This is a genomic window from Kitasatospora sp. NPDC008115 (genome assembly GCF_042957205.1).
In the GTDB taxonomy this organism is placed as follows: Bacteria; Actinomycetota; Actinomycetes; order Streptomycetales; family Streptomycetaceae; genus Kitasatospora.
On sequence record NZ_JBIBHU010000002.1, the window covers coordinates 47,368 to 74,299 of the forward strand.

Below are 26,932 nucleotides of genomic sequence, written 5' to 3' on the forward strand. Positions count from 1 at the left end.
GAGCTGGCACTGATGTCCGACGACAAGAAGCTGCTCGACTACCTCAGGCGCGCCACCGCGGACCTGGGTGACGCCCGGAGGCAGCTGCGCGAGGCCGAGCAGGCCCGCCACGAACCGATCGCCATCGTCTCCATGGCCTGCCGCTATCCCGGCGGCGCCGACACGCCCGAACGACTGTGGGACCTGGTCTCCCGGGGCGCCGACGCGATCTCCGCCTGGCCGGTCAACCGCGGCTGGGACCTGGAGGGCCTCTACGACCCGGACCCCGAGCGGCCCGGTACCTCCTACACCCGGCACGGCGGCTTCCTGCACGACGCGGCCGAGTTCGACGCGGAGTTCTTCGGCATCTCGCCGCGCGAGGCCCTGGCCATGGACCCCCAGCAGCGGCTGGCACTGGAGACCGCCTGGGAGGCGGTCGAGCGGGCCGCGATCGATCCCCGCACGCTGCGGCGCACCGGCACGGGTGTCTTCCTCGGGGCGATCGGCAACGGCTACGGCGCGGGCTCGCGCCACCTCCCCGATGTCCAGGGCCTGCTGGACACCGGGACCGCGAGCAGCGTGGTCTCCGGCCGGATCGCCTACACCCTGGGTCTGGAAGGCCCCGCGGTGACCGTGGACACGGCCTGCTCCTCCTCGCTGGTCGCCCTGCATCTGGCGATCCGGGCCCTGCGGGCCGGCGACTGCACGCTGGCCCTGGCCGGCGGGGTGTCGGTGATGGCGACCCCCGACGCGTTCGTGGCGTTCAGCCGCCAGCGCGCGTTGTCGGCCGATGGCCGCTGCAAGGCGTTCGGGGCCGACGCGGACGGAACCGGCTGGTCCGAGGGCGCCGGCGTCCTGCTGCTGGAGCGGCTGCCGGACGCGCGGCGCAACGGGCACCCGGTGCTGGCCGTCATCCGGGGTTCGGCCACCAACCAGGACGGTGCGAGCAACGGCCTGACCGCGCCGAGCGGCCCCTCCCAGCAGCGGGTGATCCGGGCGGCGCTGGCGGACGCGGGGCTGACGGCGCCCGAGGTGGACGTGGTGGAGGCGCACGGCACCGGCACCACCCTCGGCGACCCGATCGAGGCACAGGCCCTGCTGGCCACGTACGGACAGGGTCGGCCCGCCGAACGGCCTTTGTGGCTCGGCTCGTTGAAGTCGAACATCGGCCACACCTCGGCGGCGGCCGGAGTGGGCGGCGTCATCAAGATGGTGCTGGCGATCGAGCACGGCGAACTGCCCAGGACCCTGCACGCGGACCGGCCGACGCCCATGGTGGACTGGTCGTCGGGAGCCGTGGAGGTCCTCTCCGAGGCCCGCACGTGGGACGACCCGGGCCGTCCGCGCCGGGCGGGCGTGTCCGCCTTCGGGGTCAGCGGCACCAACGCCCATCTGATCCTGGAACAGGCCCCGGCGGAGGACGCCGAACCGGTGGCCGAAGCCGCGGCCGACGGCGATGCGCACCCGCTGCCCTGGGTGCTCTCGGGGCGTACCGACGAAGCGCTGCGCGCCCAGGCGGCCCGGCTGCTGGCACACCTGGGCACCGCCCCCGGACCCCTGCGGGCCGCCGACACCGGCCGCGCCCTCGCCCTCACGCGTACCGCCTTCGAGCGGCGGGCCGTCGTGGTGGGCACCGACCCGGACCGGCTGCTCGACGGCGTGAAGGCGCTGGCGGAGGACCGCTCGGTGCCGGGCCTGGTGCGGGGCGACGGTGTGTCGTCCGGTCGGGTGGCGCTGGTGTTCCCGGGTCAGGGTTCGCAGTGGGTGGGGATGGCTGCGGAGTTGCTGGGCGGGTCGGTGGTGTTCGCGGAGCGGATGGCGGAGTGCGGGCGGGCTCTGGAGCCTTACGTCGACTGGTCGTTGGCGGAGGCGTTGGGTTCCGAGGCGCTGTTGGCGCGGGTGGATGTGGTGCAGCCGGTGCTGTGGTCGGTGATGGTGTCGCTGGCGGAGGTGTGGCGTGCGTTCGGCGTCGTTCCGGACGCGGTGGTGGGTCATTCGCAGGGTGAGGTTGCGGCCGCGGTGGTGGCGGGTGGCCTGAGCCTGGAGGACGGGGCGCGGGTGGTGGCGTTGCGTTCGCGTGCGGTGGGGACGTTGGCGGGCCGGGGTGGTATGGCGTCCCTGCCCCTGCCGGTGGACGTGGCGCGGGAGCGCATCGCCCCGTGGGTGGGGCGGTTGTCGGTGGCGGCGGTGAACGGTCCGTCGTCGACGGTGGTGTCGGGTGACGCGGATGCGGTCGTCGCGTTGGTGGAGGCTCTGGTGGGGGAGGGGGTGCGGGCGCGGTTGATCGAGGTCGATTACGCGTCGCACTCCGTGCATGTGGAGGAGGTCCGTGAGCAGTTGCTCGCCGATCTGGAGGGGATCACCCCTGTCGCGGGTTCGGTGCCGTTCTTCTCGACGGTGACGGGTGGCCGGCTGGACACGAAGGCGCTGGACGCCGGGTACTGGTACCGGAACCTGCGGGAGACGGTGGAGTTCGGGAAGGCCACGGAGGCGTTGCTGGGGGAGGGTTTCCGGTTCTTCGTCGAGTCCAGCCCGCACCCCGTGCTCGCCTTCGGTGTCCAGCAGACCGCCGACGCGGCCGACACCGCCGGTTCCGCGCAGGGCCCCGCCGTGGTCGTGGGCACGCTGCGGCGCGGCGAGAGCGGCCTCGACCGCTTCCTCACGTCCCTGGGAGAGGCCCACGTGGGCGGCCTGCTGCCCGACTGGGACCGGGTGTTCGCCGGACACCGTCCGGGCGGCGTCCGCCTGCCCACCTACGCCTTCCAGCGCCGCCCGTACTGGCTGGAGGACACCGGCCCCGCGGCGGGCGGCCCTGCCGGAACATCCTCGGAGGGCGACGACTTCTGGGAGGCCCTGGGCGGGGGTGACCTGGACCGGTTCACCACGACCCTCGGGGTCGCGCCCGAGGCCCCGCTGAACGTGGTGCTCCCCGCGCTCGCCACCTGGCGCGCCGAGCGCACCGAGCGTTCCGTGGTCGACTCCTGGCGCTACCGCGTGACCTGGCGGGCCCTGCCCGAGGGCCCCCCGGTCGCACTGGACGGCAGCTGGCTCGTCCTGTCGTCGGACGGTCAGCCCGAGGACGGGGTGCGCCGCTCGGATGCGACCGTCCACGTGATGGAACAGGCCGGGGCCTCGGTGGTCCATGTACGGATCACCGAGGCGGAGGCCGACCGCGCCGTGCTGGCCGACCGGGTCCGCGCGTCCCTCGGCGCGCTGCCCGGCCCGGTGACGGGAGTGCTGTCGCTGCTGGGCCTCGACGAGCGCCCGCACTCGGCGCACTCCTCCGTCCCGCTGGGCACCGCGCTCAACCTGGCCCTGGTGCAGTCCCTCGGCGACGCCGGGATCGACGCGCCCCTGTGGTGGGCGACCCGGGGCGCGGTGTCGGTCGGGGGCACGGACACCGGTCGTGCGGTCAGCGCCGGGCAGAACCTGCTCTGGGGTCTGGGCCGGGTCGCCGCGCTGGAGTTCCCGCAGCGCTGGGGCGGTCTGATCGACCTCCCGGAGGTCCTGGACACGGACACCGCCGCGCGGCTGTGCCGGGTGCTGGCCGGCGAGGCCGGGGACGAGGACCAGGTGGCCGTACGGGCCACCGGCTGCCACGGCCGGCGGCTGGTCCGGTCCGTCCTGGGCGACACCGCGCCGCGGCGCAGCTGGCGGCCCGAGGGCACCGTGCTGATCACCGGCGGTACCGGTGGGATCGGCGCGCAGATCGCGCGCTGGCTGGCCCGGCGGGGAGCCGGGCACCTGGTGCTGGTCAGCCGGCGCGGCGCGGAGGCGCCGGGCGCGCCGGAGCTCTCCGAGGAACTGGCCGCCCTCGGCGCCCGGGTCACCCTGGCCTCGTGCGACGTCGCCGACCTGGAGGCCCTGCGCGCACTGAAGGACGGCCTCGAACAGGACGGCCACCGGATCAGTACCGTCTTCCACGCCGCGGGCGCCGGGCTGCTGGTGCCGCTGCCCGCCACCGACCTGGACGAGTTCGCCGACACCCTCCACGCCAAGGCCGGCGGGGCCAGGAACCTGGACCTGCTCTTCGACCGGGACACGCTCGACGCGTTCGTGCTGTTCTCCTCCATCTCCGGGGTGTGGGGCAGCGCCGTCCACGGCGCCTACGCCGCCGCCAACGCCTACCTCGACGGCCTCGCCGAGGACCGCAGGAGTCGCGGCCTCGCCGCGACCTCCGTGGTGTGGGGGATCTGGAGCCCCGAGGGCGGGGCCGGGATGGCGGCCGGCCTGGTGGAGGAGACCCTGCGCGGCCACGGCGTGCTCTTCATGCCGCCCTCGGTCGCGATCACCGGGCTCCAGCAGGTCCTGGACCACGACGAGACGGTGGTCGTGGTCGCCGACATCGACTGGGACCGCTTCGCGACGGTCTTCACCTCGGCGCGCCCCAGCCCGCTGATCGGGGAACTCCCCGAGGTGCGCACCGCGCTGGCCGCCGAACCGGAGACCGGCGGGAGCGGGGACGAGGGAACGCCCTCGGCGCTGCGCGACCGGCTGGCGCCGCTTCCGGCGGCCGAGCGGACCAGGGTGCTGGTCGACCTGGTCCGGAACCAGGCCGCCGCCGTCCTCGGCCACGACTCGCCGGACGCGGTGGCTCCCGGCCGGGCCTTCCGCGACCTGGGCTTCGACTCCCTGACCGCCGTGGACATGCGCAACCGGCTCAACACCGCCACCGGCCTGCGGCTCCCGGTCACCGTCGTCTTCGACTACTCGTCGGCGACCGCGCTCGCCCGGCGCCTGGAGACCGGACTGCTGGGCGCCGCCGAGGAGCCCGCCACCGTCCGGCAGCCCCCGTCGGCGGCACCCGCCGTGGACGACGACCCCATCGTGATCGTCTCCATGAGCTGCCGCTACCCCGGCGGCGTACGCACCCCCGAGGACCTGTGGCGCCTGGTCGCCGACGGGCGCGACGCCGTCTCCGGGCTGCCGTCCGACCGGGGCTGGGACCTCGACGCGCTGTACGACGCGGACCCCGACCGGCCCGGCAGGAGCTACACCGCCGCCGGCGGATTCGTCAGCGACGCGGACCGCTTCGACCCCGGGTTCTTCGGGATCTCGCCGCGCGAGGCCCTGGCCATGGACCCGCAGCAGCGACTGCTGCTCGAAACCTCCTGGGAGGCGATCGAGCGCGCCGGTATCGACCCGGCGTCCCTGCACGGCACCCCGACCGGCGTCTTCGCGGGCGCCTCCTACCAGGGCTACGGCGGCACCCTGCGCGACATCCCCGAGGAACTGGAGGGCCTGTTCATCGCGGGCATCTCCACCAGCGTCCTGTCCGGGCGGGTCGCCTACCAACTCGGCCTCCAGGGGCCCGCCGTGACCGTGGACACGGCCTGCTCCTCGTCACTGGTGGCGGTCCACCTCGCCGCGCAGTCGCTGCGCTCGGGCGAATGCGCGCTGGCACTGGCGGGCGGCGCCACGGTGATGGGCACCCCGCTGTCGTTCACCGGCTTCAGCCGGCAGCGCGGGCTCGCCGAGGACGGGCGCTGCAAGTCCTTCGCCGCCTCGGCCGACGGGTTCGGCATGGCCGAGGGCGTGGGCCTGCTGCTCCTGGAACGCCTCTCGGACGCCCGCCGCAACGGCCACCCGGTGCTCGCGGTGCTGCGCGGCTCGGCGATCAACCAGGACGGCGCGAGCAACGGGCTGACCGCGCCCAGCGGCCTGGCCCAGCAGCGGGTGATCCGCGACGCGCTGGCGAACGCCCGGCTGACGGCCGCCGACGTGGACGCCGTCGAGGCGCACGGCACCGGTACCCGGCTGGGCGACCCGATCGAGGCCGACGCGCTGCTGGCCACCTACGGCCAGGACCGGCCGGCCGACAGGCCGGTGTGGCTCGGGTCGCTGAAGTCGAACATCGGGCACACCCAGGCCGCCGCCGGGGTCGGCGGCATCATCAAGATGGTGCTGGCCATGGGGCACGGTGAGCTGCCGCGGACCCTGCACATCGACCGGCCGTCCCCGAACGTCGACTGGACGGCGGGCGCCGTCGCCCTGCTGACCGAGGCCACACCCTGGCCGGAGACCGGCCGACCGCGCCGGGCCGGAGTGTCCTCGTTCGGCCTGAGCGGCACCAACGCCCATGTCGTCATCGAGCAGCCGCTCGCCGAGCCCGCCCCCGTACCCGCCGCCGGGTTCGCCCCCGTACCCGCCGCCGGGCCGTCCGACGTGTCCGGTCCGACGGGTCCGGGCACTCCGCAGGCCGCCGTTCCGTGGGTCCTGTCCGGGCGGACCGCCGAGGCCGTGAAGGCCCAGGCGGAGCGGCTGCACGCGTACCTGACGGAACGTCCGGAGCTGTCGTCCGCCGACGTCGGCTACTCCCTGGCCACCACCAGGACCGCCTTCGAGCACCGCGCAGCCGTCGTCGGCGACGACCGCGCGGCCCTGCTGGGCGGCCTGGCCGCGCTGGCCGCGGGAGACCGCGCACCCGGCCTGGTCGAAGGCACCGTCGCCCGGTCGGCCAGGACCGTCTTCGTCTTCCCCGGCCAGGGATCCCAGTGGGCCGGCATGGCCCGGGAACTGCTCGACCACGCCCCGGCCTTCGCCGACCGGATCGCGGCCTGTGAACGCGCCCTCGCCCCGCACCTGGACTGGTCGCTGCTCGCGGTCCTGCGGGAGGAGCCCGACGCGCCCCCGCTGGACCGGGTGGACGTGGTGCAGCCGGTGCTGTTCGCCGTGATGGTGTCGCTGGCCGAGCTGTGGCGGGCGCACGGGATCGTCCCCGACGCCGTGGTCGGCCACTCCCAGGGGGAGATCGCCGCCGCCTGCGTGGCCGGCGCGCTCTCGCTGGACGACGCGGCCCGGATCGTCGCCCTGCGCAGCCGGGCCCTGCTGGCCCTGACCGGACGCGGCGGCATGCTGTTCGTGCCGCAGCCGGTCGAAGCCGTGCGCGACACTCTGTCCGCCCACGACGGGGCACTCGACGTCGCCGCGGTCAACGGGCCGACGTCGGTGACGGTCTCCGGCGATCCGGCGGCACTGGAACGACTGCGCGAGCAGTACTCCGAGGCGGGCGTCCTGACCTGGCCGGTCCCCGGCGTGGACTTCGCCGGACACTCGCCCCAGGTGGAGGAGCTCCGGGAGGAACTGCTCACCCTCCTCGCCGGCACCGCGCCGCGGACGTCCGGCATCCCGTTCTACTCCACGGTCAGCGGCGGCCCCCTGGACACCCTGGGCCTGGACGCCGCGTACTGGTACGAGAACCTGCGCCGGCCGGTGGAGTTCGGACGGGCGGTCGACGCGCTCATCGCCGACGGACACCACACCTTCGTCGAGTGCAGCACCCACCCCGCGTTGACCGTCTGGCTCCAGCAGGCCGTCGAAGCGGCCGGGGCCGGCGACGGGGCCGTCGTCGGGACCCTGCGCCGCGCCGATGGCGGCCCCGGCCGCTTCCTTGCCGCGCTCACCGAACTCCAGGTCCGTGGACTGCCGGTGGACTGGGGCACGGTGTTCGCCGGAACCGGCGCGCGCAAGCGGGCCCTGCCCACCTACGCCTTCCAGCAGCAGCGCTACTGGCTGGACACCGCCCCCGACCGGCCCGCCGACGCCATCACCGGCACTGACGCCGTGACCGGCCCGGCCGACTCCGGCTTCTGGGAGGCGGTCGACCGCGGGGACCTGGACGCCCTCGCCACCACCCTGCGGGTCGAGGACGGGGAACTGCGGGCCTCCCTCGCCTCCCTGGTGCCCACCCTCGCCGAGTGGGCGCGCGGCCGGGCCGACGACCGGACCGCCGACAGCTGGCGCTACCGGGTCGTCTGGAAGCCCCTGCCGGCACCCGAGCGGCCCCGGCTCACCGGCAGCTGGCTCGTCGTCGCCCCGGCCGGCGCCGCCGACGACCCGGCCGTCGCGTTCGCCGCGGACTCCCTGCGCGAACACGGCGCCACACCCGTCCTGGTCGAGGCGGGCCCCGACGCGACCGACCGGAAACGGTTCGCCGGACTGCTCGGCGACGCCCACGACCGCACCGACGGGCCGCCCGCCGGAATCCTGTCGCTGCTCGCCCTGGCCGAAGAACCGCACGGCGACGGATCGGCGCTTCCCCACGGACTCGCCCTGACGGTCGCACTCCTCCAGGCCCTGGGCGACCTCGGCGCCGACGCCCCGCTCTGGTGCGCCACCCGGGGCGCGGTGTCGGTCGGGCGCTCCGACCGGATCGACAGCACGCTCCAGGCCCTGGTCTGGGGCCTCGGCGGGGTCGCCGGTGTCGAGTACCCGCAGCGGTGGGCCGGCCTGGTGGACCTGCCGCGACGGCTCGACGACCGGGCCGCGACCCGGCTCGCCGAGGCACTGACGAGCCCCGACGGCGAGGACCAGCTGGCGGTGCGCGCCACCGGCCTCTACGGCCGCAGGGTCGTCCACGCCGGACTCGGTGACACCGCCCCCGTACGCGACTGGGCAGCCGAGGGCACGGTCCTGATCACGGGCGGCACCGGCGGCCTCGGTGCCCAGATCGCCCGATGGCTCGCCCGCACCGGCACCGCGCACCTGCTGCTCACCAGCCGGCGCGGCGCCCAGGCCCCGGGGGCCGACGCCCTGCTGGCCGAACTGCGCGGACTCGGCGCCGCCGTCACCGCGGCGGCCTGTGACGTCGCGGACCGCGACGCACTGGCGGAGCTGCTCGCCGGCATCCCGGCCGAGCGCCCGCTGCGCGCCGTCCTGCACACCGCGGGCGTCCTCGACGACGGGGTGATCGACTCGATCACCCCCGAACGCGCGGCCGGCGTGCTGCGCCCCAAGCTCGACGGCGCACGCAACCTCGACGCGCTCACCCGTGAACTCGACCTGACCGCCTTCGTGCTGTTCTCCTCGCTCGCCGGCACGCTCGGCGGCACCGGCCAGGGCAGCTACGCCGCCGCCAACGCCTACCTCGACGCCCTGGCCCGGCAGCGCCGCGACCTCGGACTGCCCGGCACCTCGGTGGCCTGGGGCCTGTGGGGCGGCGACAGCCTCGCCTCCGGAGCGGTCGCTGAACGGCTGATCCGCGACGGCCTGCCCGCCATGGATCCCGCGGTGGCCACGCTCGCGCTGCGCCAGGCCCTCGACCACGACGACACGGCCGTCGTCGTCGCCGACTTCGCCTGGGACCGCTTCACGCGGGCGTTCACCGCGCTGCGGCCCAGTGCCGCCCTCGGGGACCTGCCCGAGGTACGGGACGTACTCGCCGCCGCGGGCGGGTCCCTGAGCACGGCCGACGGCGCCGAGCCGGCGGTCCTGCGGCTGACCGCTCTGCCCCCGGCGGAGCGGGACCGGGCCCTGCTGGACCTGGTCCGCCACGAGGTCGCCGCCGTGCTCGGCCACCCCGGGCCCGAGGCGGTGGGACCCGACCAGGCGTTCAAGGACATCGGCTTCGACTCGCTGATCGCCGTCGAACTGCGCAACCGGCTCGCCGCGGCCACCGGCCTGCGCCTGTCGGTGACCCTGGCCTTCGACTACCCCACGGCCACGGCCCTGGCCGGACACCTGCGCACCGAACTGCCGGGGGCGCCCGTCACACAGACGCCCGACGCTCCCGGGCAGGTGCCCGCGGCCGCCGTGGTGCCCGAGGACGAGGCGATCGCCGTGGTCGCCATGAGCTGCCGCTACCCCGGCGGCGTCAGCACGCCCGAGGAACTGTGGGAGCTCGTCGCGGGCGGGCGGGACGCGATCACCGGCTTCCCCACCGGACGGGGCTGGGACCTGGACGGCCTCTACGACCCGGACCCGGAGCGGGTCGGCAGCACCTACGCGCGGGAAGGCGGCTTCCTCCACGACGCCGACCGCTTCGACCCGGCCTTCTTCGGGATCTCCCCGCGTGAGGCGCTGACCATGGACCCGCAGCAGCGGCTGCTGCTCGAACTCTCCTGGGAGGCGATCGAGCGGGCCGGCATCGACCCGCTGTCACTCAAGGGCAGCGCGAGCGGCGTCTTCGTCGGATGCAGCCACCACGACTACGGGTCGCGCGTCGCCGAACCCTCCGAGGAGTTCGAGGGCTACCTCGGCATCGGCAGCGCGGGCAGCGTGGCGTCCGGGCGGATCTCCTACAGCCTCGGCCTCGAAGGGCCCGCGGTGACCGTCGACACGGCGTGCTCCTCGTCGCTGGTCGCGGTCCACCTCGCGGCCCGGTCGCTGCGGGCGGGCGAATGCTCGCTGGCGCTCGCGGGCGGGGTCACCGTGATGTCGACACCGGGCGTGTTCGTGGAGTTCAGCCGGCAACGGGTCCTCGCCGAGGACGGCCGCTGCAAGCCGTTCGCCGCCGCCGCCGACGGCACCTCCTGGGCCGAGGGCGCCGGACTGCTCGTCCTGGAACGCCTCTCGGACGCCCGGCGCAACGGCCACCCGGTGCTCGCCCTCGTACGCGGCTCCGCCGTCAACCAGGACGGTGCCAGCAACGGCCTGACCGCCCCCAACGGACCCTCCCAGCAGCGGGTCATCCGGGCGGCCCTCGCCGACGCCGGACTGACCGCCTCCGAGGTCGACGCGGTGGAGGCGCACGGCACCGGGACCCGGCTGGGCGACCCGATCGAGGCCCAGGCGCTCCTGGCCACGTACGGCCGGGAACGCGACGCGCGGCAGCCGCTGTGGCTGGGGTCGCTGAAGTCCAACATCGGACACAGCCAGGCCGCCGCCGGAGTCGCCGGCATCATCAAGATGGTGCAGGCCATGCGGCACGGGGCGCTGCCGCGCACCCTCCACGTCGACACGCCGACACCCCACGTCGACTGGTCGGCCGGCGCGGTCCGGCTGCTCACCGACGACACCCCGTGGCCGGAGACCGGCCGCCCCCGGCGGGCCGCGGTGTCGTCCTTCGGAGTCAGCGGCACCAACGCGCACACCATCCTTGAACAGCCCACCGAACCGGCCCCGGCCGCGGCCCCCGCGCCGACCCCCGGCACGCCCGTCGCCCCCGCCCTGCCCTGGCTGCTCTCCGGCCGCGGCGCGGACGCGCTGCGGGAGCAGGCCGCCCGGCTGCTCCGGCACGTGGAGAACGCCCCGGCCCTCGCCGTCGCGGACCTGGGCCGCTCCCTCGCGCTGAACCGCAGCGCCTTCGAGCACCGGGCCGCCCTCACCGGCACGGACCGGCAGACCCTGGTCCAGGGGCTCACCGCCCTCGCCGCCGGCGAGCCGTCGGCGGACCTGGTGACCGGTGTCACCGGCCCGGCCGTGAGGACCGCCTTCCTGTTCCCCGGCCAGGGCAGCCAGCGCACCGGCATGGGCGCCGAACTGTACGCGCGGTTCCCGGTCTTCGCCGACGCCTTCGACGCGGTCTGCGCGGAACTCGACCCGCTGCTCGACCGCCCGCTGCGGGAGGTGATCGACGCCGCCCCCGGCGACCCCGGCCACGGCCTGCTGGACCGCACCGAGTACACCCAGCCCGCCCTGTTCGCCCTCGGTGTCGCACTGTTCCGTCTCGTCGAGCACTGGGGCGTGCGTCCCGACCGGCTGCTCGGCCACTCCGTGGGAGAGCTGGCCGCCGCCCACGTCGCCGGGGTGCTCACCCTGGCCGACGCCGCGCGGCTGGTGGTCGCGCGGGGACGGCTGATGCAGGCCCTCCCGGCGGGCGGTGCGATGGCCGCCCTCGCCGCCGGGGAGGAGGAGGTGCTGCCGCTGCTCGCGGGCCGCGAGAGCGACGTCGGCCTCGCCGCGGTCAACGGCCCGGCCTCGACCGTGATCTCCGGCGACGCGGCGGCGGTGGACGAGATCGCGGCCGTGCTCGCCGCGCGCGGCCGCAAGACCCGCCGGCTGCGGGTCTCCCACGCCTTCCACTCGCCCCTCATGGAGCCGATGCTCGCCGGGTTCCGCGAGGTCGCGGCACGGATCGTCCCGGGGGAGGCCGCCGTCCCCGTCATCTCCGACCTGACGGGCGAGCCGGCCACCGCCGAGCAGCTCGGCTCGCCGGACTACTGGGTGGAGCACGTGCGCGGCACCGTCCGCTTCCAGGACGGCGTGCGCCACCTGGAACGCGACGGCGTGACCGCGTTCCTGGAACTCGGACCCGACGGCGCGCTCACCGCCATGGGCCAGGACTGCCTGACCGGCGCCACCGGCAGCTCCGTGCTGGTGCCCCTGCTGCGCAAGGACCGGCCCGAAGCCCCCGCGGCGACGGCCGCTCTGGCCCGGCTACATGTCACGGGCGTCCCCGTGGACTGGAACGCCGTCCACTCCGGCGGCCCGTCCCGCTCCGCCGTCGACCTGCCGACCTACGCCTTCCAGCGCGGCAGCTACTGGCTGGAGGCCGGCCCGGCCACGGCCGGCCTGCCCGCGGCCGGACTGCTGACGGTCGACCACCCGCTGCTCGGCGCCGGAACGGAACTCGCGGACTCCGACGGCTTCCTCTTCACCGGCAGGTTCTCGGTCCGCAGCCACCCCTGGCTGGCCGACCACGGCGTCTACGAGGGCGTGCTGTTCCCCGCCACCGCGTTCCTGGAACTCGCGGTCCGCGCCGGCGACCAGGTCGGCTGCGACCAGGTCGAGGAACTGACCCTGGAGGCACCGCTGGTGCTCCCGGCGGGCGGAAGCGTCGCACTCCAGCTCACCGTCGGAAGCCCGGACGCCTCCGGCACCCGCCCGCTGAGCATCCACGCCCGGGCCGCCGACGACGGCCCCGACACCCCCTGGACCCGGCACGCGAGCGGCCTGCTCACCGTCGCCGGAGAACCCGACCCGGTCGACCCGGCGGACCCCGCGGCCTGGCCGCCGCCCGGAGCCGTCCCCCTCGACACGGAGGGCCTGTACGACCGCTTCGCGGCCGGCGGGTTCGCCTACGGCCCCGCGTTCCAGGGCCTGCGCGCGGCCTGGCGGCTCGGCGACGAGGTGTACGCCGTCGCGAGCCTGCCGGAGCGGCAGCAGCCGGACGCCGCCGCGTTCGGCCTGCACCCGGCCCTGCTGGACGCCGCCCTGCACGCTCTGGTGTTCGACGTACTGGAGGGACCCGCCCAGGGCTGGCTGCCGTTCTCCTGGGACGGGGTGCGCCTGCACGCCTCCGGGGCCGCCGAACTCCGGCTGCGGCTGACCCCCACCGGCCGCGACGCCGTCGCCGTCCTGGCGACCGACGCCACCGGGCGGCCGGTGGTCTCGGCCCGCTCCCTCGTCCTGCGGCCCGTCTCGCCCGACCGCTTCAAGGCCACCCGCGCCGGACACCACGAGGAACTGTTCCGCCCCGAGTGGCAGGCTCTGCCCGAGCGCGCCGCGACGGCGGCGGGCTCCGCTCCCGACCCGGAGTCCTGGACGGTGCTCGGCACCGGGACGCCGCTGCCCTCCGGCGCGGCGCCGCTCCCCGGCCGTACGGTCACCGACCTCGCCGCGCTGTCCGCACTGCTCGACGCGGGCGCCCCGCCGCCCCGGCTGGTGCTGGCCGCCTGCCCGCCCGCCCCGGCCCCGTACGCGCCGCCCGGCACCCTCCGCGACGCGGTCCACGACGGCCTCGGCACGGTCCTCGCCCTGCTGCGCGGCTGGCTGGCCGACGAGCGCCTGACCGGCTCCAAGCTGGTCCTGGTCACCGCGGGCGCGGTCCCGGTCACCGGCGACGACGTCCCGGACCCGGCCCTGGCCGCGCTCTGGGGCATGGTCCGCTCGGCGCAGACCGAGAACCCCGACCGCTTCGTCCTGCTGGACCTGGACGCCCACGAGACCCCGCCCGCCGTACTCGCCGAAGCCCTCGCGTCCGGGGAACCCCAGCTCGCGATCCGGGCCGGGGCCGTCCACATCGCCCGGCTGGCCCGGGTACCGCTGGCCGCCACCGGGCGCACACCCGGCTGGGGCGGCGACGGAACCGTCCTGATCACCGGCGGCACCGGTGCCATCGGCGCCCACGTCGCCCGCCACCTGGCCGCCGAACACGGCGTCCGGCACCTGCTGCTGACCAGCCGCAGCGGCCCCGCCGCCGACGGTGCGGCGGAACTCCTCGCCGAACTCGCCGCCCTGGGCGCGCACGCCGAGATCGCCGCCTGCGACGCCGCCGACCGCGACGCCCTCGCGGCCCTGCTGGCCGCCCTGCCCCCCGCGCACCCGCTGACCGGGGTGGTGCACGCCGCGGGCGTCCTGGCCGACGGCGTCGTCGCCGCCATGACGCCCGAGCAGCTGGACCTCGTCCTGCGCCCCAAGGTGGACGCGGCGATCAACCTGCACGAACTCACCGCCGGCCTGGACCTGTCCGAGTTCGTCCTGTTCTCGTCCATCGCAGGAGTCTTCGGCGGCATGGGCCAGGGCAACTACGCCGCCGCCAACGCCTTCCTGGACGCACTGGCCCACCGGCGCCGCGCCGACGGGCTGCCCGGCCGCTCCCTCGCCTGGGGCCTGTGGGCCAACAGCACCGGGATGACCGGCGGGCTCACCGAGGCCGACCTGCGACGGATCGCCCGGGGCGGGATCGTCGCCTTCGACCCGGCCCGGGGACTGGCGCTCTTCGACACGGCCGGCGCCCTCGACGAGCCGGTCGTCCTCCCGCTGCGGCTCGACACCGCGGCCGTCCGCGCCCAGGCCGCCACCGGCGGCGTCCCCGCCCTGCTGCGCGGCCTGGTGCGCCCCGCCGCCCGGCGCGGCAGCGCGGGCCCCGCCGCCGGCACCGGCCCCGACGGGCCCGAAGCCCTGAAGCAGCGCCTCGCCTCCCTCAACGACACCCAGCGCGCCCGGGTGCTCCTCGACCTGGTCCGCTCCCACGCCGCCCTGGTGCTCGGCCACAGCGGCCCGGCCGCGGTCGAGCCCGGACGCGGTCTGCTGGAGGTCGGCTTCGACTCGCTGACCGCGGTGGAACTGCGCAACCGGCTGCGCGCCGCCACCGGCCACCCCCTGCCGGCCACCCTGCTCTTCGACCACCCCACCCCGGCCGCGATCGCCGGACACCTGGCCGCCGAACTGGTCCCCGACGCCGGGCCCGGCCCGGTCCTCGGCCTCGCCGAACTGGACCGCCTGGAAGGCACCCTCGACGGCGCCCTCGACGACCCGGCGGACCGCGAACGGCTCGCCGACCGGCTCCGGGAACTCCTGGGCCGCCTCGACCCGGCGGCCACCGCGGCCGACGGCGCCGGCACGGCCGACGACTCCATCGAGGACCGCATGGACGGCGCCAGCGACGACGAACTCTTCGACCTCATCGACAACGAACTCGGCCTGTCATGACACCGACCCGACACCCGAACCAGGACGGCGGCTCCCGATGGTGAACGACGACAAGCTGAGGGACTACCTCAAGCGCGTGACGGCGGATCTGCACCACACCCGCCGACGCCTGACCGAGGCGGAGCAAGCGGGCCGCGAGCCGATCGCGGTCGTCGCGATGAGCTGCCGCTACCCCGGCGGCGTACGGTCCCCCGAGGACCTGTGGCGCCTGGTCACCGACGGCACCGACGCCATCACCGGCTTCCCCCGCGACCGGGGCTGGGACCTGGACCACCTGGACGACCCGGAACAGCTGCGCGAGGGCACCAGCCACACCGCCCTGGGCGGCTTCCTCGACGACGTCGGGCACTTCGACCCCGGGTTCTTCGGGATCTCCCCGCGCGAAGCGCTCGCGATGGACCCCCAGCAGCGGCTCCTCCTGGAGACCACCTGGGAGGCGTTCGAACGGGCCGGCATCGACCCCGCGGCCCTGCGGGGCAGCAGGACCGGGGTCTTCGCCGGAGTGATGTACCAGGACTACGCGGTACGGCTGCGTCAGGTCCCCGACGACGTGGCCGGCTACGTCGGCAACGGCAGCTCCGACAGCGTCGCCTCGGGCCGCGTCGCCTACACCTTCGGCCTGGAGGGCCCGGCGGTCAGCATCGACACCGCCTGCTCCTCCTCGCTGGTCGCCATCCACCTCGCCGCCCAGGCCCTGCGGGCCGGCGACTGCACCTTGGCCCTGGCCGGGGGCGCGATGGTCATGTCGACCCCCGTCCCGTTCGTGGAGATGAGCCGCCAGGGCGGCCTGGCCCGGGACGGCCGCTGCAAGTCCTTCGCCGCCGCGGCCGACGGCACCGGCTGGGGCGAGGGCGTCGGCATGCTCCTGCTGGAGCGCCTCACCGACGCCCGGCGCAACGGCCACCCGGTCCTCGCCCTGATCCGCGGCACCGCCGTCAACCAGGACGGCGCCAGCAGCAGGCTCACCGCCCCCAACGGCCCCGCCCAGCAGCGCGTCATCCGCCACGCCCTGGCCAACGCCGGACTCACCCCCGCCGACGTGGACGTGGTCGAGGCGCACGGCACCGGCACCCCGCTGGGCGACCCGATCGAGGCCCAGGCCCTGCTGGCCACCTACGGGCAGGGCCGCGCGGACGGGCAGCCGCTGCTGCTCGGCTCGCTGAAGTCCAACATCGGGCACACCCAGGCGGCGGCCGGCGTCGGCGGCGTCATCAAGACCGTCCTCGCCATGCGGCACGGCACCGTCCCGCCCACCCTGCACGCGCAGGACCCGTCCCCGCAGATCGACTGGACCGCGGGCGCGGTCCGCCTGGTCACCGCGAACACCCCCTGGCCCGAGACCGGACGGCCGCGCCGGGCCGCGGTGTCCTCCTTCGGCGTCAGCGGCACCAACGGACACGTCGTCCTGGAACAGGGGGACGACCCCGGGGACCTCGCGGACCCCGCCGACCCCGACGGGCAGGGCGCCGCCCGGCACACCACGGACCCCGACGGCACACCGCCGCCCGTCATCCCCTGGGTGCTCTCCGGACGCACCGCCGAAGCGCTGCGCGCCCAGGCCGCACGGCTGCGCGACCACCTCGACGCCCACCCCGGGCCCGGCCCGGCCGAGGTCGGCCACGCCCTCGCGACGACCCGCGCCGCGCACGAGCACCGGGCGGTCCTGATCGGCACCCACCCCGAGGAGTTCCGGGCCGGCCTCGACGCCCTGGCCGCCGGCCGTACCGTCCCCGGCCTGGTCCTCGGCCCCGCCGGAACCGGCGGTGAGGTCGCCCTGGTGTTCCCCGGACAGGGATCCCAATGGGCCGGCATGGCCGTCGGACTCCTCGACTCCGCCCCCGCCTTCGCCGCCCGCATCGCGGACTGCGAGCGCGCCCTGGCCCCCTTCGTCGACTGGTCCCTGGAAGCCGTCCTGCGCGGCGCCCCCGGCACCCCGCCGGCCGAACGCGTCGACGTGGTGCAGCCGGTGCTGTGGGCCGTCATGGTCTCCCTGGCCGAACTGTGGCGCTCCCACGGCATCACCCCCGGCGCCGTCATCGGCCACTCCCAGGGCGAGATCGCGGCGGCGTGCGTCGCCGGCGCCCTCTCCCTGGACGACGCGGCACGGGTCGTCGCCCTGCGCAGCCGGGCGATCCGCGCCCTGTCCGGCCGCGGCGGCATGGCCTCGGTGGCCCTGTCCGCCGAACACCTCGCCGAACACCTCGCCCCCTGGGACGGCCGGCTCTCCGTCGCCGCCGTCAACGGACCCGCCTCCACCGTGGTCTCCGGCGACACCGACGCGCTCGACGCGTTCCTTGAGCGGACGACGGCCCTGGACATCCGCAGCCGGCGCATCCCCGTCGACTACGCCTCGCACAGCGCCCACGTCGAGGACATCCGCGCCGAACTGCTCGCCCGGCTCGACGGACTGACCCCCCGCCCGTCCGCCATCCCCTTCTACTCCACCCTCAGCGGCGGCCTGCTGGAGGACACCACCGCCCTGGACGCCGACTACTGGTACCGCAACCTCCGCGGGACCGTCCGCTTCGAACAGGCGACCCGCGCCCTGTTCGCCGACGGCTACCAGGTCCTCCTGGAGAGCAGCCCGCACCCCGTCCTCACCGTCGGCGTCCTGGAGACCGCCGAGGACGCGGGCGCCGACGCCACCGCCGTGGGCACCCTGCGCCGCGACGACGGCGGCCCACGCCGGTTCACCGAGTCCCTGGCCGAGCTCCACCTGCGCGGAGTCTCCCCGGACTGGGACACCGTCTTCGCCGGCCGCCGCCCCGGACGGGTGGAACTGCCCACCTACGCCTTCCAGCGCGACCCGTACTGGCTGGAGGACGGCGCCGCGCCCGTCGCCGACGTCACCTCCGCCGGGCTGACCCCCGCGGACCATCCGCTGCTGGGCGCCGTCGTGGTCCTCGCCGACAGCGACGGCCTGCTCCTCACCGGCCGCCTGTCGGCCCGCACCCACCCGTGGCTCGCCGACCACGCCGTCGGCGGCCGGGCACTGCTCCCGGGCACCGCCTTCCTGGAACTCGCGCTCCAGGCCGGAGCCCGCGTCGGCTGCCCCCGGGTCGAGGAATTCACCCTTGAGGCCCCCCTGGTGCTGCCCGAACACGGCGGCACCGTGCTGCGCCTCACCGTGGGCGCCCCCGACTCCCTGGGCCACCGCCGGCTCAGCCTGCACTCCCGGCCGGACACACCCGCCGACGGCGACGCCGACGACGAGTGGACCAGGCACGCCGAAGGCGTCCTGGCCCAGGACGGCGCGGCAGGGGCCGAGGCCGGCCGGCCGATGCCCTGGCCGCCGCCCGGCGCCGAACCCCTCGCCCTCGACGGACTGTACGACCGCTTCGCGGCGGGCGGATTCGCCTACGGTCCCGCCTTCCAGGGGCTGCGTGCGGCCTGGCGGCGCGGCGACGAGTTGTTCGCGGAGGCCGTCGTGCCCGCCGGACCCGCACCCGACGCCGCCCGCTTCGGCCTGCACCCGGCCCTGCTGGACGCGGCCCTGCACGCCACCGGCGTGCCCGGCACCCCCGGCGCGGACGCTCACCCCGAGGGGCGGCTGCCGTTCTCCTGGAACGGCGTGACCCTGCATGCCACCGGCGCCGACGCGATCCGCGTCCGGCTCGCCCCGGCCGGGCCCGACACGGTGACGCTCGCCGTCGCCGACGCGACCGGCGCCCCCGTGGCGACCGTGGACGCGCTGGTCCTGCGGCCCGCGGGAACGGTCGGCCTCGGCGCCGACCCCGCCTCCCAGGGCCGCCACCACCAGGACCTCTACACGACGGAGTGGGTCACCGCACCCCCGCGCGGCAGCGGCGCACCCGTCCACCGCACTGCGGACCTGGCCACGCTGCTGGCCGCCGTCGACGCCGGAGCCCCGGTGCCCGAAACGGTCCTGCTCGCCCGCGCGGAGCCCGCGGACACGGCCGGACCGGCCGCGGCGGTCCGCGCGGCCGTCCACCAGGCCCTCGCCGACGTCCGGACCTGGCTCGCCGACGACCGCTTCGCCGGTTCGCGCCTGGTGTTCGCCACCCGGGGCGCGGTCGGCGCCACGGACGGGGAGGGCGTACGCAACCCCGCGCACAGCGCGCTCTGGGGCCTGGTCCGCTCGGCCGGGTCCGAACACCCCGGGCGCTTCGCCCTGCTCGACCTCGACGCGGACGACGAGCACGGCACCTCCGCGGGCGTCGCCGCGGCCCTTGCCTCGGGAGAACCGCAGTCCGCTGTCCGCGGCGACGACGTCCGCGTCCCCCGGCTGGTCCGGGTCCTCAGGAACGACCCGGACCTCGCGGACGGTGCGGCAGCGACCCTCCGGGCCTTCGACCCGGACGGCACGGTCCTCATCACCGGCGGCACCGGCCTGCTCGGCTCCCAGGTCGCCCGTCGCCTGGTCGCCGGGCACGGCGTCCGGCACCTCCTCCTGCTGTCCCGCAGCGGCCCGGCCGCCGCCGGAGCCGACGAACTGCGGGCCGAACTCGCCGCGCTGGGGGCCGAGACCGCCGTCGTCGCCTGCGACGCCGCCGACCGGGCGGCCCTGGCCGCCGTACTCGCGGACCTGTCGCCCGCGCACCCGCTGACCGCCGTGGTCCACACCGCGGGCACCCTCGACGACGGCGTCGTCACCGCGCTCACCCCCGAACGGGTGGACGCCGTGCTGCGCCCCAAGGCCGACGCCGCCCTCCACCTGCACGAGCTGACCCGCGGCCTCGACCTCACGCACTTCGTGCTCTTCTCCTCGGCCGCGGGCACCTTCGGCGGACCCGGACAGGCGAACTACGCCGCCGCCAACGCCTTCCTCGACGCCCTGGCCGCCCAGCGCCGGGCGGCGGGACTGGCCGGCCAGTCCCTGGCCTGGACCCTGTGGGAGCAGCCCAGCGCCCTCACCGGACACCTGGACGAGGACGACGTCCGACGCCTCGCCCGGTCCGGGATGCCGCCACTGTCCACCGAGCGAGGACTCGCGCTCTTCGACACCGCCCTCACCGTGGACCTGGCCGCCCTGGTCCCGATGCGCCTCGACACCGCGGCCCTGCGGTCCGCGGCGGCGGACGGCGCTCTGCCGCCGCTGCTGCGCGGCCTGGTGCGCACACCGCCGCGCCGGGCGGCCACGGCCGCGGAGGCGACGGCCGACGACAACGCCCTGCGCCTGCGCCTCGCGGCCCTCGACGGCACCGGACGGACCCGGCTGCTGGTCGAACTCGTCCGCACCCACGCGGCAGCCGTCCTCGGCCACGCCTCCCCGGACGCCCTCGACCCCGGACGGGCCTTCCGCGAACTGGGATTCGACTCACTGGCCTCGGTGGAACTGCGCAACCGCCTGAACACCGCCACCGGCCTCCGGCTTCCCGCCAGCCTGGTGTTCGACCACCCGACCCCGGCGGCGCTCGCGGGCTTCCTGGGCGCCGGGCTCACGGACACGGAAGCGGCCACGGCCGTCGTGCCCGCGAGGCCGGCCGACCGGAACCGGGATGCGGACGACGACCGGATCGCGATCGTCGCCGCGGCCTGCCGCCTCCCCGGCGGTGTCCGCTCACCCGAGGACCTGTGGCGGATGCTGGCCGAGGGCCGCGACGGCATCTCCGCGTTCCCCACCGACCGCGGCTGGGACATCGAAGCCCTCTACGACCCCGACCCCGACCGCATCGGCACCTCCATCACCCGCGACGGCGGCTTCCTGTACGACGCGGCCGACTTCGACGCGGAGTTCTTCGGCATCTCGCCGCGCGAGGCCCTGGCCATGGACCCGCAGCAGCGGCTGCTCCTGGAGACCACCTGGGAACTCTTCGAGCGCGCGGCCATCGACCCGGCCGCCCTGCGCGGCGCCCCGGTCGGTACGTACGTCGGCCTGATGCAGCAGGACTACGCGGCCCGGCTGCTGCCCTACATCCCCGAGGACGTCGAAGGATTCCTCGGCACCGGCAACTCGGGAAGCATCGTCTCCGGACGTCTGGCCTACTTCTTCGGCCTGGAAGGCCCCGCGGTCACCGTGGACACGGCGTGCTCGTCCTCGCTGGTGGCCCTGCACCTGGCGGTCCGGGCGTTGCGGTCCGGCGAATGCTCGCTGGCCCTGGCCGGCGGCGTCAACGTGATGTGCAGCCCCGAACTGTTCGTCGAGTTCAGCCGACAGGGCGGACTCGCCCCGGACGGCCGCTGCAAGTCCTTCGCCGCGGCGGCCGACGGGACCGCCTTCGGCGAGGGCGCCGGCATGCTGCTGGTGGAGCGGCTGTCGGACGCGCGGCGCAACGGGCATCCGGTGCTGGCGGTGATCCGGGGTTCGGCGGTGAACCAGGACGGTGCGAGCAACGGCCTGACCGCGCCGAGCGGCCCCTCCCAGCAGCGGGTGATCCGGGCGGCGCTGGCGGACGCGGGGTTGTCGGCGCCGGACGTGGATGTGGTGGAGGCGCACGGTACGGGGACGCGGTTGGGCGACCCGATCGAGGCGCAGGCGCTGCTGGCGACGTACGGGCAGGACCGTCCGGCGGACCGTCCAGTGTGGATCGGCTCGCTGAAGTCCAACATCGGACACGCCTCGGCGGCCGCCGGTGTGGCGGCGGTCATCAAGTCGGTGCTCGCCCTGCGGCACGGGGTGATGCCCAGGACGCTGCACGTGGACGGTCCGACGCCCGAGGTGGACTGGGCGGCGGGAGCAGGCCGACTGCTGACGGAGGCCCGTCCGTGGGACGACACGGGCCGTCCGCGCCGGGCCGGGGTGTCCTCCTTCGGCGTCAGCGGCACCAATGCCCACGTCATCCTCGAACAGGCCCCAGCCGACCCGACGGCTTCCGCGGACACGCCCGTTGACGGGTCCGGGACACCGGAGACCGTGCCGGCCGCCGTCCCCCTGCTCCTCTCGGCGCGCACTCCGGAGGCGCTGAGGGCCCAGGCCGCGGCACTTTCGGCCCGGATCGGCGACGGGTCGGGCGTCCGCGCCGTGGACGTGGCCTTCTCCCTGGCCACGGGCCGCGGTGCGCTGGGACACCGCGCGGTGCTGGTGGATACGGAGGAGAACCTTGCCGAGCACCTGACCGCGCTGGCGCAGGGTGCCGCGGTGTCCGGTGGCGGGTTGGTTTCCGGTCGTTCGGTGCTGGTGTTTCCGGGGCAGGGTTCGCAGTGGGTGGGGATGGCTGCGGAGTTGTTGGCCGGGTCGGTGGTGTTCGCGGAGCGGATGGCGGAGTGCGGGCGGGCTCTGGAGCCTTACGTCGACTGGTCGTTGGCGGAGGCGTTGGGTTCCGAGGTGCTGTTGGCGCGGGTGGATGTGGTGCAGCCGGTGCTGTGGTCGGTGATGGTGTCGCTGGCGGAGGTGTGGCGTTCGTTCGGGGTTGTTCCGGACGCGGTGGTGGGCCACTCCCAGGGTGAGGTTGCGGCCGCGGTGGTGGCGGGTGGCCTGAGTCTGGAGGACGGGGCGCGGGTGGTGGCGTTGCGTTCGCGTGCGGTGGGGACGTTGGCGGGCCGGGGTGGTATGGCGTCCCTGCCCCTGCCGGTGGAGGTGGCGCGGGAGCGCATCGCCGCGTGGGCGGGCCGGTTGTCGGTGGCGGCGGTGAACGGTCCGTCGTCGACGGTGGTGTCGGGCGACGCGGACGCGGTCGCGGCGTTGGGGGAGGGGGTGCGGGCGCGGTTGATCGAGGTCGATTACGCGTCGCACTCCGCGCATGTGGAGGAGGTCCGTGAGCAGTTGCTCGCCGATCTGGAGGGGATCACTCCTGTCGCGGGTTCGGTGCCGTTCTTCTCGACGGTGACGGGTGGCTGGCTGGACACGACGTTCCTCGACGCCGGGTACTGGTATCGGAACCTGCGGGAGACGGTGGAGTTCGGGAAGGCCACGGAGGCGTTGCTGGGGGAGGGTTTCCGGTTCTTCGTCGAGTCCAGTCCGCACCCGGTGCTGGCCGTGGCGGTGGGGGAGTCGGTGGAGGCCGCGGGTGTGGAGGCCGCGGTGCTGGGGACCTTGCGGCGTGAACAAGGCGGCCCGGACCAGGTCCTGCGTGCGGTGGGCCGTGCGTGGGAGCGCGGACTTGAGGTGGACTGGTCGGGTGCGTTCCCGGGGGCGCGGCGGGTCGAGCTGCCGACGTACGCCTTCCAGCGCAGCCGCTACTGGCTCGACGTTCCGACCACGAGCTGGGACGTCGCCTCGGCGGGTCTCGCCACGACCGGGCACCCACTGCTCGGTGCGGCGACGCAGGTCGCGGACTCCGACGAGCTGCTGCTCAGCGGCCGGATCTCGCTGCGTACCCACCCCTGGCTCGCCGACCACGCCGTGGCCGGGACGGTCCTGCTGCCCGGCACGGCCTTTCTCGAACTCGCGCTGCGCGCCGGGGCCGAGGCGGACTGCCCGGTGGTCGAGGAACTCACCCTCGGAACGGCGCTCGTGCTCCCGGAGGAGGGAGCCGTCCACCTGCAGCTCCGGGTCGCCGGGCCCGACGGCGACGGTCGGCGCAGGCTCAGCGTGTTCGCCCGTACGACACGGGACGCCGACGCGCCCTGGACCGAGCACGCCACCGGCACGCTGGCACTCCGGCCCGACGGGGACCCAGCCGGAGCCGCGGCCGGTCTGCTGAGCTGGCCGCCGTCCGGCGCCGAACCCGTGGACACCGGCGACCTCTACGAGCGCTTCGCCGAGGCCGGCTACCACTACGGCCCCGCCTTCCGCGGCGTCCGTGCTGCATGGCTCCGCGACGGCGAGGTGTTCGCCGAGGTGGTGCTGCCGGAGCCGCAGCACGCCGACGCCGCCGGATGCGTGCTGCACCCCGCGCTACTGGACGCGGCCCTCCAGAGCGCCGCACTGCTGCCCGACCAGGACGGCCGGGCCCGGCTGCCCTTCAGCTGGAACGGCGTGACCGGCGGGATCACCGGTGCCACCACGCTGCGCGTGCGGCTCGCCACCGACGCGCCGGACACCGTGACCCTGCACGCCCACGACCTGTCCGGACGGCAGGTGCTCGGCGTGGAGGCCCTGTTGCTGCGGCCCCCGGCCGCGGGCGGGCCGCTCTCCGCGACCGCCCACGCCGACCTGCTGTACCGCCTCGACTGGACCCCGGCCACCGACCCGGCCGACAGCGCCGTGCCCTCCTGGGCCGCCCTCGGCGGTGCCGTCCCCGGCGCGGTGTCATGGCAGGACATCGACGCCCTGGGGGCCGCCCTCGAAGCGGGCGCCGCCCTTCCCGAGGTGATCGTGGCGTCCGTCGCCACCGCCGACCTGCCCGACCCCGCCGACCGGGTCCGCGCCACCGCGCACCAGGGTCTCGCCCTCGTCCAGCAGTGGCTGGCCGACGAGCGGTTCGCCGCGGCCAGGCTGGCCCTGCTCACCAGGGACGCGGTCCGTACCGGACCGGTCGACCGTCCTGTCGATCCCGCCCAGGCGGCCCTGTGGGGCCTGGTGCGCAGCGCGCGGGCCGAGCACCCCGGGCGCTTCGTCCTCATCGACGCGGCCGGGACCGGCGAGCCGGCGGACGCCCTGCCCGCGGCGCTCGCCGCCGGGGAGCCCGAACTGGCGCTGCGGACCGGACCGCCGCTGCTGCCGCGGCTGGTCCGCGGCGGCCGGCCGGACGGCACGCTGTCCCTGCCGGACGGCGCCGCCTGGCGGCTCACCACCGACGGCCGGGGCTCCCTGGAGGACATCGCGGTGGAGCCCGCTCCCGCGGTCCTCGCCCCGCTGGGCAAGGGTGAGGTGCGGATCGCGGTGCGCGCCGCCGGGCTGAACTTCCACGACGTCATCGCCGCGCTCGGCCTGGACCCCGACCCCGAACAGCAGGGCCTGGGCAGTGAGGGCGCCGGAACCGTCATCGAGGTGGGCCCGGGGGTGGACGACCTGGTGCCCGGGGACCGGGTGATGGGGATCTTCGGGGGCGCTTTCGGCCCGACCGCCGTCGCCGACCGCCGCAGCGTCGCCCGGATACCGGCGGGCTGGTCCTTCGCCCGCGCCGCATCCGTGCCGGTGGTGTTCCTCACCGCCTACTACGGTCTGTTCGATCTCGGCGGACTGCGGCGCGGGGAATCGGTGCTGGTCCACGCCGCGGCCGGCGGTGTCGGCATGGCGGCGGTGCAGCTCGCGCGGCACGCCGGTGCGCGGGTGTTCGCGACCGCCTCGCCCGCCAAGTGGGACGTCCTGCGGGCCGGCGGACTGGACGCCACACACATCGCCTCGACCCGCACCACCGACTTCGCCGAGAAGTTCCTGACGGCCACCGGCGGGCGGGGCGTCGACGTCGTGCTCGACAGCCTGGCGCGGGAGTTCGTCGACGCCGGTCTGCGGCTGCTGCCCAACGGCGGCCGGTTCGTGGAGATGGGCAAGACCGACGTCCGCGACCCCGAGACGGTCGCCCGGCAGCACCCCGGGGTGCGCTACCGGGCGTTCGACCTGATGGAGGCCGGTCCGGAGCGCATCGGCGAGATGCTCGCCGACGTCCTGGGCCTGTTCGAGCAGGGAGTGCTGCGTCCCCTGCCGGTCACCGGCTGGGACGTCCGGCAGGCCCCCGCCGCCCTGCGCTCGCTCAGCCAGGCCCGGGGCGTCGGCAAGAACGTCCTGCTGCTGCCCGCTCCGCCGGACCCCGAGGGGACCGTCCTGGTCACCGGGGCCACCGGCACCCTGGGACGGCTCCTGGCCCGGCACCTGGTCCTCGCGCACGGCACCCGGCACCTGTTGCTGGCGGGCCGCCGGGGCGGATCCGCCGACGGCATGCCGGAGTTGGTCCGGGAACTGACCGGGCTCGGGGCGTCGGTGACGGTCGCGGCCTGCGACGTCGCCGACCGCGCCGCGCTCGCCGCCCTGCTCGGGTCGGTGCCCGCCGCGCACCCGCTGACCGCCGTCGTCCACGCGGCCGGTGTCCTGGACGACGCCACGATCGCCGGGCTGACTCCGGACCGGCTCGACCGCGTCCTGCGGCCCAAGGCGGACGCGGCGCTGGCCCTGCACGAACTCACCCGGGACCTCGACCTCGCGGCGCTGGTCCTGTTCTCCTCGGGCGCCGCCCAGTTCGGCGCTGCGGGGCAGGCGAACTACGCCGCTGCCAACGCCGTCCTCGACGCCCTCGCCGCCGAACGCCGGGCCGAGGGGCTGCCCGGCCTGTCCATCGGCTGGGGGCTGTGGGAGGAGCGCAGCGAGATGACGGCCGCGGTCACCACGGGCCGGGGCGCCGGGGCGGGCGCGCTGACCTCGGTGGAGGGCCTGGCCCTGTTCGACGCGGCACTGGACTCCCCGTACGCCTTCCGGCTCGCGGCCAGGATCGCCCCGTCCGTGCTGAGGGCGGACGACCGGCTGCCCGCCGTGCTCCGCGGCCTGGTCCGCCCCGCCCGTACCGGCGCCGCCTCCGCCTCCGCCGCGGCACCGGCCCGCTCGATGACGCGGCAGCTCGCCGAGCTGCCCGAGGCCGAGCTGTACCGGACCCTGCTGGACCTGGTGCGCGGCAACGCCGCGGCGGTGCTCGGCCACAGTTCGCCGAACCTGGTCCGCCCGGCCCGCCCGTTCAAGGACCTCGGCTTCGACTCCCTCACCGGGGTCGAACTGCGCAACCGGCTGGCGTCCTCGACCGGGCTGCGGCTGCCGGCCGCGCTCGTCTTCGACCACCCCACCCCGGAGGCGATGGCACGCCACCTCGCCGAGCGGGTCACCACCGCCCGCCCGACGGGCGATGCGGCCGTCCGGGCCGGTCTCGACACCCTGGAGACCCTGCTCGCCGCCCTGCCGCCGGACGGCGTCAGTGACGAACTCGCCGCCCGGATACGGGAAGTGCTGTCCCGTCCGCTGCCCGGCGGGACACCGGCGACCACCGTCCGCCCCACGGGTGACGTGGACGACCTCGCCCCCGACCTGATCGAGGCGGCCAGCGACGACGAGGTGTTCGACTACATCGACCGGCAGTTGGGATCCGCATGACCA

General features: G+C 75.8%; 2 protein-coding genes. Both read left to right on the plus strand.

Annotated features, from left to right (window positions below):
- Positions 1-12: 12 nt before the first annotated feature.
- Positions 13-15,072: a type I polyketide synthase gene (locus ACFZBX_RS02710; RefSeq protein WP_391531098.1), complete on the plus strand. Its 15,060-nt coding sequence runs from the start codon at positions 13-15 to the stop codon at positions 15,070-15,072.
- Between the two features lie 40 nt (positions 15,073-15,112).
- Entirely contained in the window at positions 15,113-26,929 is an 11,817-nt protein-coding gene (locus tag ACFZBX_RS02715) for an SDR family NAD(P)-dependent oxidoreductase (protein ID WP_391531438.1), read from the plus strand.
- Positions 26,930-26,932 lie beyond the last annotated feature (3 nt).